This is a genomic window from Pseudonocardia sp. D17 (genome assembly GCF_036984265.1).
GTDB classification, from domain to species: domain Bacteria; phylum Actinomycetota; class Actinomycetes; order Mycobacteriales; family Pseudonocardiaceae; genus Pseudonocardia; species Pseudonocardia benzenivorans.
This window is the reverse complement of the sequence record NZ_BPRG01000042.1, coordinates 84,101-95,712: the sequence shown is the minus strand read 5'-3', so window position 1 is coordinate 95,712 and position 11,612 is coordinate 84,101. Positions and strand designations below refer to the sequence as shown.

At 73.4% G+C, this 11,612-nt stretch carries 11 protein-coding genes and 1 pseudogene; 6 read left to right on the top strand and 6 right to left on the bottom strand.

What is annotated here, in order from left to right; all coding sequences use genetic code 11:
* The 3 genes and pseudogenes from PSD17_RS08100 to PSD17_RS08090 all read left to right on the top strand — a co-directional run.
* Window positions 1–609, top strand: a pseudogene (locus tag PSD17_RS08100) (ATPase); the annotation flags it as partial.
* A 76-nt stretch (window positions 610–685) separates the two neighbouring features.
* A complete protein-coding gene (locus PSD17_RS08095) occupies window positions 686–1,765 on the top strand; it encodes a class I SAM-dependent methyltransferase (protein WP_339122294.1) in 1,080 nt (359 codons plus the stop codon).
* A 5-nt stretch (window positions 1,766–1,770) separates the two neighbouring features.
* The gene (locus PSD17_RS08090) at window positions 1,771–2,622 is read left to right on the top strand and encodes a GNAT family N-acetyltransferase (protein WP_339122293.1); all 852 of its coding nucleotides are present in this window, start codon (window positions 1,771–1,773) and stop codon (window positions 2,620–2,622) included.
* Here PSD17_RS08090 and zwf read toward each other — a convergent pair.
* Together zwf and gnd are read right to left on the bottom strand one after the other, a co-directional pair.
* Complete coding sequence (gene zwf, locus PSD17_RS08085) at window positions 2,591–3,985, bottom strand: glucose-6-phosphate dehydrogenase (protein WP_339122292.1); 1,395 nt, start codon at window positions 3,983–3,985, stop codon at window positions 2,591–2,593. The genes PSD17_RS08090 and zwf overlap by 32 nt on opposite strands.
* A complete protein-coding gene (gnd, locus tag PSD17_RS08080; RefSeq protein ID WP_013675994.1) occupies window positions 3,982–4,998 on the bottom strand; it encodes a phosphogluconate dehydrogenase (NAD(+)-dependent, decarboxylating) in 1,017 nt (338 codons plus the stop codon). Before gnd ends, zwf begins: the two co-directional genes overlap by 4 nt.
* Window positions 4,999–5,211: 213 nt before the next feature.
* Here gnd and PSD17_RS08075 point away from each other — a divergent pair, with 213 nt between their 5' ends.
* Window positions 5,212–6,174 carry a LysR family transcriptional regulator gene (locus PSD17_RS08075; protein ID WP_013675993.1) on the top strand — a complete coding sequence of 321 codons (963 nt, stop codon included), beginning with the start codon at window positions 5,212–5,214 and terminating at the stop codon, window positions 6,172–6,174.
* 16 nt (window positions 6,175–6,190) lie between these two features.
* Here the strand turns inward: PSD17_RS08075 and PSD17_RS08070 are convergent, their stop codons facing one another.
* The 3 genes from PSD17_RS08070 to PSD17_RS08060 all read right to left on the bottom strand — a co-directional run bounded on the left by PSD17_RS08070 (window position 6,191) and on the right by PSD17_RS08060 (window position 9,388).
* A complete protein-coding gene (locus tag PSD17_RS08070; RefSeq protein WP_013675992.1) occupies window positions 6,191–7,123 on the bottom strand; it encodes an MBL fold metallo-hydrolase in 933 nt (310 codons plus the stop codon).
* A 73-nt stretch (window positions 7,124–7,196) separates the two neighbouring features.
* A complete protein-coding gene (locus PSD17_RS08065) occupies window positions 7,197–8,477 on the bottom strand; it encodes an LLM class flavin-dependent oxidoreductase (protein WP_339122291.1) in 1,281 nt (426 codons plus the stop codon).
* A complete protein-coding gene (locus tag PSD17_RS08060; RefSeq protein WP_013675990.1) occupies window positions 8,474–9,388 on the bottom strand; it encodes a fumarylacetoacetate hydrolase family protein in 915 nt (304 codons plus the stop codon). The genes PSD17_RS08065 and PSD17_RS08060 overlap by 4 nt, the downstream gene beginning before the upstream one ends.
* A gap of 191 nt (window positions 9,389–9,579) precedes the next feature.
* Here PSD17_RS08060 and PSD17_RS08055 point away from each other — a divergent pair, with 191 nt between their 5' ends.
* Both PSD17_RS08055 and PSD17_RS08050 read left to right on the top strand, forming a co-directional pair.
* The gene (locus PSD17_RS08055; protein ID WP_013675989.1) at window positions 9,580–10,530 is read left to right on the top strand and encodes an ATP-binding protein; all 951 of its coding nucleotides are present in this window, start codon (window positions 9,580–9,582) and stop codon (window positions 10,528–10,530) included.
* A gap of 52 nt (window positions 10,531–10,582) precedes the next feature.
* Window positions 10,583–10,978 (top strand): SCO5389 family protein, encoded by a 396-nt coding sequence (locus PSD17_RS08050; RefSeq protein WP_013675988.1) that lies wholly within the window; start codon window positions 10,583–10,585, stop codon window positions 10,976–10,978.
* A gap of 71 nt (window positions 10,979–11,049) precedes the next feature.
* Here PSD17_RS08050 and PSD17_RS08045 read toward each other — a convergent pair.
* On the bottom strand, window positions 11,050–11,612 hold a 563-nt coding region (locus PSD17_RS08045), incomplete at its 5' end, for a PadR family transcriptional regulator (RefSeq protein WP_339122290.1).

The window sequence follows — 11,612 nt, the reverse complement described above, 5'->3', positions numbered from 1 at the left end:
GCGTCGGATGACAGGGGCGCGGACGGCAGGGCGGCGGCCAGCAGGGCGGCGGACGGCACGGCGGCCGTCGAGTCGGGGGAGGCCGTGTTCCGGCGGGCCGGGGAGATCTGGACGGTCGGGTGGGCGGGCCGCGAGGTGCGGCTGCGCGACTCCAAGGGCATGCGCGACCTCGCGGTCCTGCTGGCGCGACCCGGCCGGGAGGTCGCGGTGCACGAGCTCACCGGCGCGCTCGGCGCCGCTGTCGCGACGAGACCCGTCGAGCTCGCCGACCGGACGGCCGTCGAGGCCTACCGTGCCCGGCTGCGGCAGCTGGCCGCCGAGATCGACGACGCTGCCGACGACAACGACGACGGGCGCCGCGCCCGGGCGGTCGCCGAACGCGAGGCACTGCTCGCCGAGCTCGGCGCGGTCACCGGACTCGGCGGCCGGCCACGCACGGCCGGCTCGGACGTCGAGCGGATGCGCAAGGCCGTCGGCAACCGGATCCGGCAGGCACTGGCCCGCATCGACGCCGCGCACCCGGACCTCGGCCGGCACCTGACGGTGTCGGTCCGCACGGGCACCTTCTGCCGCTACGCGCCCGACCGCGAGGTGCGCTGGCGGCTGTAGCACGCCGAGTGGCACCGCCACGTCCGATCTGGCGCCTCTCCGGTGACCGCACGGAGAGCGAGCCGAGGAGGACGACATGACGACGACCGCGCCGCACACCCCCGACCAGGTCGCCGAGCAGCTGGCGGGACGGATCCTCGAGGCGGGGCTGGGCGCGTTCGAGCTGCTCACGATCGGCCTGGGGGACCGCCTCGGGCTCTACCGCGGCCTCGCCGCCGGGCCCGCCACCGCGCCCGAGCTGGCCGCACGCACCGGCGTCGACGCCCGGTACGTCCGAGAGTGGTGCGAGCAGCAGGCCACGGCCGCGATCCTGGACGTCGACGACCCCGCCGCCGCGCCCGACCAGCGCCGCTACACCCTGCCCATGGGCGCCGAGGCGGTGCTGCTCGACCCGGACAGCCCGGCGAACGTCCTGCCGCTGGCCGGGTTCCTGGAGTCCGCCGGCCGCGTCATGCCGGCGGTGGAGCGCGCGTACCGGACCGGTGGGGGTGTGCCGTACGCCGACTACGGCGTCCACCACGCGCAGGGCGGGTTCAACCGGGCCGCCTACACCGGCCGCCTCGTGTCCGAGTGGCTGCCCGCCGTCCCCGATCTCGAGGCAGCGCTGCGCGCGGGCGGGTCCGTCGCCGAGCTGGGCTGCGGCGTCGGCTGGGCGGCCATCGCACTGGCCCGGGGGTTCCCGGCCGCGACGGTCGACGCCTTCGACGTGGACCCCGCCTCCGTCGAGGCCGCACGACGCAACGCGGCCGAGGCGGGCGTCGCCGACCGGGTCCGCTTCGTGGTCGCCGACGTCACCGATCCCGCACTGACCGGGGACCACGCCGGGGTACTGGCCTTCGAGATGATCCACGACCTCGCCGACCCGGTGGCCGCCCTGCGCACCGCGCGCCGGCTCACCCACGGGCCCGTCGTCGTCATGGACGAGAACGCCGCCGACGAGTTCGCCGTGCCGGGCGGCCCGCTGGACCGGCTGTTCTACGCGGCCAGCGTGCTGCACTGCCTGCCGGTCGGCCGGTGCACCGAGCCGTCGGCCGCGACGGGCACCGTCATGCGCCCGGCGACGTTGCGCCGCTACGCCGCCGAGGCCGGCTTCACCGATGTCGTCGACCTCCCGATCGAGGACCCCATGTTCCGCTTCTACCGGCTGGAGGGCTGATCACCGTGACCGCGACCGGCATCACCACCACCACCGCGACCACCACCGACGCCTCGTCGCCCCTCGGGACCGGGACCGGGACCGACGACGCGACCCCGTCGACCGACACCCTGACGCTCGCCGCGCTGCGGGCCATGGGCGACCGGGCGGTCGCATGGGCCCGGGCGGCGGGCGGGACGGCGCTGCGCGAGCCCGGCCTCGTCCTCGCCGACGCGTCCTCGCCCTGTCTGTTCCTCAACGTCGCCGTGGCGACGGAACCGCCCGACGCCGGCGCGGCCGCGCGGATCGCGGCGTTCTTCCCGCCAGGGCGGTCGTTCCTCCTGGTCAGCCCCCTGCCGACGGCCGATCTCCGCCCCGCGGGCCTGGTGCTGATGGGCCAGCCGCCGTTCATGGTCCGGCCCGCGGGCCGCGCCGGCGCCCCGGCGGTCGTGAGTGGCGATGGTCGCTCCGGCGACCGTCGCCACTCACGGGGGCCGGACGTCACCGTCGAGGAGGTGACCGACCCGGGCCTGCTGCAGGTGTGGGACCGGGTGCTCGCCGACGGGTACCCGACGCCCGCCTCACCCGCGCCCGCCGGCCTGCTCGGCGGGACGAGCAGGTTCTGGCTGGCCCGGGTCGACGGCGAGCCCGCCGGCTGCGCGCTGTCCCACGTCGGCCACGGCGTCGTCGACGTCGAGGCGGTCGCGACGCTGCCGCGGTTCCGGCGACGCGGCGTCGGCGCGGCGGTCACGTGGGCGGCGACGACCGCCGCGCCGGCGGACCCGGCGATCCTCATCGCCAGCGACGCCGGCGCCGGGGTCTACCGGGAGCTCGGCTACCTGCCCGTCACGCGGTGGACGTTGTGGTTCCGGCCGTGACCGGCCCGCCCTCCGGCCCCCAGGTGCCGGGGGCGTAGGGCTGCGGCGTCGTGCCGGGATCCAGGATCGGCGCGACGATGCGCCAGGCCTCCTCGAGCGTGTCGAACCGTGCGAAGTGGGCGGGGTCGCCCACCAGCGCGTCGCCGAAGATCCGCTCGTAGGGCTCGTGCGCGAGGCCGAGGACCTGCCGCAGGTCGACCGACACCGGCACCTCGACGGCCACGTCGCCCTGGCCGGGCTGCTTGGCGAGCACGAAGAACGTCACGCCGGAGTCGGGCTGCAGCCGGATCCGGATCCGGTTGGCGGGCGGGGTCCCGGCGTCGACGCCGGTGAACAGCGGCCGTGGCGGGGCCTGCAGGACGACGTCGATCTCCAGCAGCGTCTCCGGCAGCGCCTTGCCCGCCCGGATGTGCACGGGCACGCCGGTCCAGCGCCAGTCGTCGATGTGCAGGACGACCGACACGAACGTCTCCGTCGTCGAGCCCGGCGCGACACCGGGCACATCGAGGTAGCCCGTGTACTGGCCGCGGACGGTCTCGGCCGGGTCGATCGCCCGCACCGAGGCGAGCAGCGCGTGCTTGGCGTCGCGCTGGTCGTCGGCGGCGTCGCTGCGCGGCGCCTCCATCGTCAGGTACGCCAGCACCTGCAGCAGGTGGTTCTGCACGACGTCGCGCACCGTGCCGACGGCGTCGTAGAACGAGCCCCGGTCGGCGACGTCGAAGCTCTCCGCCATCGTGATCTCGATGCGGTCCACCCAGGTGCGGCTCCACAGCGGCTCGAGGACCGTGTTCGCGAACCGCAGCACCAACAGGTCCTCGACGGACTCCTTGCCGAGGTAGTGGTCCACGCGGAAGACCTGGTCCTCGGTGTAGTGCCGGGCCAGCGCGGCGTTGAGCGCGCGGGCCGAGGCGAGATCGTGCCCGAACGGCTTCTCGACGACGAGCCGCGCCCGCCGGTGCAGGCCGACCGTCGCGAGCGCGTCGGCGACCGTCCCGAACAGGCTCGGGGGCACCGCGAGGTAGTGCACGACGAAAGGGTCGTCGGGCTCGGCCCGCGCGCGGACCTCGTCGGCGAGCCGGGAGAACGTCGACCCGTCGGCGTAGTCACCGGCGACGAGCGTCAGCAGGCCCAGGAACCGTTGCAGCACATCGTCGTCGACCTTCTCGATCGCCTCCCGCACGGCGTCGGCGGCGTGGCTGCGCAGGACCTCGGTGTCCCAGTCGGTCAACGCGACGCCGACGACCGGCACGGTCAGCTCGCCGCGCTCGGTCAGCCGGTAGAGCGCGGGCAGGATCTTCTTGTGCGCCAGGTCGCCGCTGATCCCGAACAGGACGAGGACGTCACCGGGGACGGGCGCGCTCATGCCTTCTTCTCGATGTGCCCGCCGAAGCCCTTCCGCTGCGCCGACTGGATCTTGTCCGCGAAGACCTCGCTGCCGCGGGAGCCGAACCGGGCGTAGAGCGCCGTGGTCAGCAGGGGTGCGGAGACACCCTCCTCGATGGCGGCGATCGAGGTCCAGCGGCCCTCGCCGGAGTCGGACACGCGGCCGGAGAACTGCTCGAGCTCCGGGTCGGCGTGCAGCGCCTCCGCCGTCAGGTCCAGCAGCCACGAGCTGACGACCGAGCCGCGCCGCCACACCTCGGCGACCTCGCCGAGGTCGATCTGGTCGAACGGGTAGTACTTCGGTGCGGCCAGCGGCGCGGTCTCCGCGTCGATCTCCTGGGGGTGCTTGCCGATCCCCGCGTTCTTGATGATGTTGAGGCCCTCGGCGTAGGCGGCCATCAGCGCGTACTCGATGCCGTTGTGCACCATCTTGACGAAGTGCCCGGCGCCCGACGGCCCGCAGTGCAGGTAGCCGTGCTCGGACGGCGACGGCTCGCCGGTGCGGCCGGGGGTGCGCGCGACGTCGCCGACCCCCGGGGCCAGCGACGCGAAGATCGGGTCGAGCCGGTCGACGGCCCGGTCGGGCCCGCCGATCATCAGGCAGTAGCCGCGGTCGAGGCCCCAGACCCCGCCGCTGGTGCCGCAGTCGACGTAGTCGACGCCGCGGGTCGCGGTGAGCTCGGCCCGGTCGATGTCGTCGCGGTAGGAGGAGTTGCCGCCGTCGACGATCGCGTCCCCTGGCTCGACGAGCTCCAGCACCTGGTCGACGATCTGGCCGGTGATCGCGGCGGGCAGCATGAGCCACACCGTGCGCGGTGCCTCGAGCTTGGCGACGAGCTCGGCCAGCGACCCCGCGCCGATGGCGCCCTCGGACTCCAGCTGCTTCACCGCGTCCGGTGAGACGTCGTGGACGACGCACTCGTGCCCGTCGCGCAGCAGCCGCCGCACCATGTTGGCGCCCATGCGGCCCAGCCCGACCATCCCGATCTTCATGCTCGACTCCCCGTGCGTCCTGTGTGGTCTTCCGCGGATGCGTGTCCGAACCATCTTGGCGCCCGGCGGGGGATCTCGCCCAGGGGTTCGCCGACGAACGACGGACGAAGCCCGCACGGCCAGGCCCCGCACGCCCCGCTCACGAGGATCGGTCGGGCGGCGAGGTCCGGCAGGCCTGGCCAGGGACCGGTCGCGACGGTCAGAATCGGACATGTGAGCGGGCACGCCGAGCTCCGGCATCTGCGCGCCTTCGTCGCCGTCGCGGAGGAGCTGCACTTCTCGCGCGCCGCGAAGCGGCTCAACGTCGTCCAGCAGGCGCTGTCGACCCAGATCCGCCAGCTCGAGGACGAGCTCGGCGTGCAGCTGCTGCGGCGCACCACCCGCAACGTCGAGCTCACCGAGGCCGGCCGCGAGCTGCTCGACCACGCCCGCGGCATCCTCGACGCGGTCTCGACGGCGTTCGAGCGGACCCGGCGGACCGCGGCCGGCGAGGCCGGGCTGCTCGCGATCTCCTTCACCCCGACCCTCGCCGACGAGACGCTGCCGCTGCTGGTGGCCGAGCTGCACCGCCGGCATCCGGACGTGACGTTGCAGATGTGCGAGATGTGGCAGGCCGAGGGGGTCGCGGCGGTCAAGGCCGGCCGGTTCGACGTCGGACTCGCCCGCTGCCCGACGCTCTCGGGCGACCTGGAGTGCGCGACGCTGCGCCACGAGAAGATCGGCGTCATCCTCGCCGCCGACCACGCGCTGGCCGACGAGTCGCCGGTGCCGTTGGCGGCGCTCGCGTCGATGACGCTGACGATCTGGCCGCGGACGCTGTCACCGGGCTTCTTCGACGAGGTCGTCGGCTTCTACCGGTTCAACGGGTTCGACGGCCCGATCCTGGAGTTCGAGTACCTGTCCTCAGGGGTGTTCCACACCGACCCGGCCGCGCGCACCGAGGTGGCCTGCGGCCGGGCCTTCTCGGTGGCGTTCGAGACCCAGTTCCACCCGGTGCCCGACGGGTTCGTGTGGCGGCCGGTCGAGCCGGCCCCCGCCGTTCCCGTGCACCTGTTCTGGCGCAGTGTCGCCGGCCCCGCGGTGCAGAACTTCCGGGCCCTCGCGCTCGACGTCGCCGAGCGCGAGGGCTGGGCCGCGTCGCGGCTCGTGGGTGGCGTCACCGGACACGACCGGTGACGCCACCCACGAGCCCTCAGGCGACGCAGTGCAGGGGCTGCCCGTCGTTGAACGCGACCATCTCGTCGACGATCCGGTCGTAGTCCAGCGGCCCGCCGAGCGGCTCGCCGCGCAGCTCGGAGTAGGCGCGGTGGAGGTTGCCCACCAGCCGTTCGGAGTCGGTGAGCCGCGCGAACGTGCCCAGGTCGACGCTGCGGGCGAGGTCCAGCGGCTCCGTGCCCGCGTCGAACCCCCGCTGCGCGACGTCCTGCAGCCACAGCAGGTAGTCGCGCTGGTGGCCGACCACCTCCGGCCCGCCGACGGCCCCGTGCCCGGGCACGACCGTGTGCGCGCCGAGCCCGTCGAGCTCGTCGAGCGCGCGCAGCAGCCCCGAGATCGACCCCATGACGACGAACGGGGTCCCGCCGTTGAACACCAGGTCGCCCGCGAACAGCAGCGAGTGCTCCGGCACCCACATGTAGACGTCGTTCGTCGTGTGCGCCGGCCCGACGAACCTCACCGTCGCGGGGACGTCGTCGCACCAGAGCGTGAGCTCGTCGCGGAAGGTCACCGCGGGCGGGACGATCCGGATGTCGCCCCAGTCCACGTCGGGGAACCACTTCTTCGTCTCGAACCCCGTCGCGATGGTCGCCGAGCGGCACAGCTCGTGGCCGATGATCGTCGCCTCGGGGAACAGGTAGTTCCCGTACGTGTGGTCGCCGTGGTGATGGGTGTTGAGGACAGTGCGGATCGGGTGCGGCGACAGCTCGGTCACCGCGGCCCGCAGCGCGCGGGCCCGCCCTTCGGTGAACGTGGTGTCGACGAGGATCACCCCGTCGCGGCCCGCGAAGATGCCGACGTTGTTGAGCCCCCAGCTGCCGTCGAGCTGGACGAACACGTGGAAGCCCTTGCCGAGGTCCTGCACGCTCGGGTCCGGCATCCCCGCCGCGCGGGAGCGCGGAGTACTCATCGCGCCCCCTCACCGGAGCCCGGTCGGCACTGCACGCGGGCGCCGTGCCGTTGGTCCGCTCGGGGTCGCCCGGTCATGCGCCGCCCCCGGCGACCGTCGCCGGCGCCCCCGTGATCCCGAACTCCGGCATGATCTGCTCGCCGAACAGCTCGAGCATCCGCAGGCCCTCGTCGCGGGGGATCATCCCCCAGTGGAAGAGCCACACGAAGTAGTCGATCGGCAGGTCCGTGAGGAACTCCTCGATGCGCCGCTTCACCTGGTCGACGGTCCCGCCGATGAGCAGCCCGCTGTTGATCAGCCGGTCGGCGAGGTGCTCGCCCGGCTTCGGCACGGGGCCCTCCTCGTCGTCGAGGCGGCTGCCCTCCATGAACCCGAACTGCTCGTACCAGCCGCGCCACACCGGCTCCTCGTAGAGCTCGACGCTGCGCCGGATCTTCGCGTCGACCTCGTCCTGCGGCGTCCCGTTGGGGAAGACGTAGAACGTGCGGCACACGCCGATGCCCTCGCCGAAGCGGGGATGGCGGCCGCGTGAGGCGGCGCCCTCCTGGTAGATCTCCATCAGCGCGCGCAGCTTGGTCATCGAGCCCATGAGGATCGTCGGGGTGACGTCCTCCTCGCCGCACCAGCGCAGCGTCCCGGGGCTCGCGCCGAACGCCTGGAACAGCTGCGGGTGCGGGCTCGTGTACGGCTTCGGGACGATGCCGACGCCCTTGACCGTGCCGTTCTCGTCGACCTCGCCGGGGACGCCGTACTTGCCGGTGATCGTCGCGGCCGGCGGCCAGTTGGGGATGCCCTCGACCGGGTAGGGGATCTTGTAGGTCGGGCCGTCGTAGGTGAGCAGGTCCTCGGTCCAGGCCTTCTTCATGATCGCGAAGTTCTCGCTGAACAGCAGCCGGTTGCGCTGGTCGGCCTCGCTCTGGTCCGACGCGGTGCTGGTGACGTTGAAGCGCTGCCCGAGGATGTTCTGCCAGCGCGCCTGGTAGCCGCGCGCCATGCCGACGAACAGCCTGCCCTGCAGCATGTGGTCGGCGATCGCGATCTCCTCGGCGAGGCGGATCGGGTCGTGCGCGGGCAGCACGAGGCCGAGCTGGCCGTGCCGCAGCCGCTTCGTGTAGTGCCCGAGGTGCACGTTGAGCATGAGCGGGGCGGGGGAGATCTCCATGCCCTCGCTGTGCATGTGGTGCTCGACGTGGGTGATGCCCCAGTAGCCCAGGTCGTCGGCGGCCTGGCAGACCTCGATCAGCCCGGCCAGCATCTTCTGGTACGCGTCGTTGTTGCGGCCGATCGGCCGCTGGGCGGCCATCGCCGCCTCGTCGCCGAGCGACGGGTACACCTGCAGGATCACCTCGGTCACGGGACCTCCTCCTGTTCCTCGGTCGGCCTTCTCAGATCGACGGTGCGGGCGCCGGGCGCGTCCGGCTGCCCGACGGTGTTGCGCAGCACCCCGATGCCGTCGACCTCCAGCTCGACGACGTCACCGGGGCGGATCCAACGGTCGAGCTCCAGGCCGCAGCCGCGCCCGGCGGTGCCACCGCCGAGCACGTCGCCGGGGTGCAGCGGCTGGTACTCCGACAGCGTCGCGATGACCTCGGGGAACGAGAAGCGCATCGCGCCGATCGAGCCCTCCGACCACGTCTCGCCGTTGACCCGCGCGCGCATCCGGGCGCCGGTGGCGTCGAACGCGTCGGCGGTGGTGAGGCAGGGTCCCAGCGTCGTCGCGAAGTCCTTGCCGAACGCCGGGCCGATGCCGACGGACATCTCGCGGAACTGGATGTCGCGCGCGCTCCAGTCGTTGAAGATCGTGTAGCCGGCGATGGCCGCCGCGGCCTCCTCCACGCTCGCCCGGAAGAGCGGGGCGCCGATGACCGCGGCCACCTCGAGCTCGTAGTCGAGCTTGTCGGTGTAGTAGGGCCACGGCGCCTCGACGTCGGGGCCGATCACGGTGTCGGGGTTGCACTTCCAGTGCACCGGGATGCGGAACCACTCCTCCGGGACGTCGCCGAAGCTGTTGCGCACGTGTTCCTCGACGAGCATGAAGTCGCGCATGGTGCGCGGCCGGGGGAGCGGCGCGAGCAGCGTGACCTCGGCGAGCGGGTGCGTGGTCGTGGCGGCCTGCGCGGCGGCGCGCGCCTCGTCGATGCCGGTGGGGCCGCGCTCGAGCAGTTCCTGCATGGAGGCGAACCCGGGCAGGTCGACGACCCGGTCCTCCGTCAGCACCCCGACGCGCGGGGCGGCCGCTGCCCGGCGATAGGTGACCAGTCGCAAACGGGACCTCCTCGTCCTCGGCGGACCCCGACGCTATGGCCCCGCGGGATGTGAGGGGAAACACCGAGTTGTCGTCGATTCACAACGATCCGTGGTGAATCCTGCGCCGACCCCGGGGACCCCGGAATGATCACCCGTAAGTGAAAACCGATACCGTTACCGTGTTCAGTCGAAGGACCGGGAGGACACAGGTGCGGATCGCGTTCGTGGGCAAGGGCGGTAGCGGGAAGACGACGGCCGCGGCGATGTTCAGCCGGCTGCTGGCCCATCGGGGGCATCCCGTGCTCGCCGTCGACGCCGACATCAACCAGAACCTGGGCGAGGCCCTCGGCGCGCGGGGACCACAGCCGTGCCCGCTCGGCGCCGACCTGACCTGGCTCAAGGACCATCTGCGCGGCGACAACCCGCTGGTCGCGTCCGCCGACGCGATGATCAAGACGACGCCGCCCGGACCCGGCTCCCGGATGGTCGGCCTCGACGCCCACGACGAGGTGCTCGCCCGCTGTGCGGCGACGACGCCCGACGGCGTGCGCTACCTCGTCACCGGCGAGTTCGACGAGGCGGACATCGGCGTGTCCTGCTACCACTCCAAGACCGGTGCGGTGGAGCTGTGGCTCAACCACCTGCTCGACGGCCCGGGGGAGTACGTCGTCGTCGACATGACCGCGGGCGCCGACGCGTTCGCCTCCGGCCTGTTCACCCGCTTCGACCTGACCGTGCTCGTCAGCGAGCCGACGCGGCGCGGCGTCGGGGTCTACCACCAGTACGCCGCGCACGCCGCCGGTCGCGGTGTCGCCCTCGCGGTGCTGGGCAACAAGGTCGACGACGATGCCGACGTCGCCTACCTGCGCGAGCACGCGGGCGACGCGCTGCTGGGCTGGCTGACCCGCTCGCCCTGGGTGCGCGCCGCCGAGCGCGGGGAGCCGCACCCGGTGGCCGCACTCGAACCCGCCAACGCCGCGGTGCTCGCCGACGTCCTCGCCGCCCTCGACGCCCGCTCCCGGGACTGGGCGGCCTACCACCGCGACACCGTCGAGTTCCACCTGCGCAACGCCAGGGCCTGGGGCGACCGCGCCACGGGTGTCGACCTGGCCGCCCAGGTCGCGCCCGGTTTCGTGCCGGGTGCCCCGGTCCCCGCCTGACGTCCGACACGCAACGCCGACACGCAACGCCGACAACAACGAGGAGATCCCCATGTCGCTCGACGTCCCCACCGCCGTCCTCGAGAGCGCCGAACGCGGCGAGCTCGACGACGCCGCGTTCCTCGCGGTGGTCCGCGGCTCCCTGCCCTATGCCTGGGAGGTCGTGTCCGCGGCCGTCGCCGACGGGCAGGCGCGTCCCGAGGCCCCGTTCGGCGAGCACGAGGTGCCCCCGCCGTCGGAGGCCGAGCGCGGCCAGCTGCTGCGGGCCCTGGCCAGCAACGCCATCCGCGGCGCCATGGAACGGCACTTCGGCGTCACCCTGGCGTTCCAGAACTGCCATCGCGTCGCCGCGTTCGCCCCGGCCGCCGTCGACTCGACGGTGTACCGGGAGTTCGTCTCGCCGCGCGGCCAGGTGCTCAACCAGAGCCCGGAGCTGCGCGACTGCTGACGCACGCCGACGAGGGCCCCGACCGCGGTCGGGGCCCTCGTCGTCTCAGGGTGCGTCGTCTCAGGGGTGCGTCACTCGGCGAGCAGGCGGTAGATCGCCTTGCGCGCCTCGGTGATCGCCTCGGTCGCCGTGTGCATCTGCTCGGGCGTGCCGGTGGCCATCACCTGCTGTGCCGCCGCATGCAGCTGACCCAGCTGGGTCCAGAGCTCGGCGGTGTCGTCGTCGGGGTCGCGCACCGCGGACTCCCAGACCTTGTCGAGCTCCTCGCGGTGCTCGGCGACGTAGGTCGTGCCGGCGTCGGTGAGCTGGACGACGCGGCGGCCGTCGGTCTGCTCGACGCGGACCAGGCCCTCGTCCTCGAGCTGCGAGAGCGTCGGGTAGACCGAGCCGGGGCTGGGCTTCCAGGCCCCGTCGGTGCGCGCCGCGATCTCCTGGATGATCTCGTAGCCGTGCCGCGGCTGCTCCGCGACCAGCGCGAGGACGGCGGCGCGGACGTCGCCGCGGTTGGTCCGCCGGCCGCGGCGGCCGAATCCGCGCGGGCCGGGACCGAAGCCGGGGCCGCCCGGACCGAAACCGCCGGGGCCGAACGGGGCGCCGGGCGGGCCGAAGCGCGGGCCGCTGTGCCGGCGACCAC

Coding starts and splice junctions, on each gene's coding strand:
- PSD17_RS08095 (WP_339122294.1), top strand. CDS start 686: ATGACGACGACCGCGCCGCACACCCCCGACCAGGTCGCCGAGCAGCTG.
- zwf (WP_339122292.1), bottom strand. CDS start 3,985: ATGAGCGCGCCCGTCCCCGGTGACGTCCTCGTCCTGTTCGGGATCAGC.
- gnd (WP_013675994.1), bottom strand. CDS start 4,998: ATGAAGATCGGGATGGTCGGGCTGGGCCGCATGGGCGCCAACATGGTG.
- PSD17_RS08070 (WP_013675992.1), bottom strand. CDS start 7,123: ATGAGTACTCCGCGCTCCCGCGCGGCGGGGATGCCGGACCCGAGCGTG.
- PSD17_RS08050 (WP_013675988.1), top strand. CDS start 10,583: ATGTCGCTCGACGTCCCCACCGCCGTCCTCGAGAGCGCCGAACGCGGC.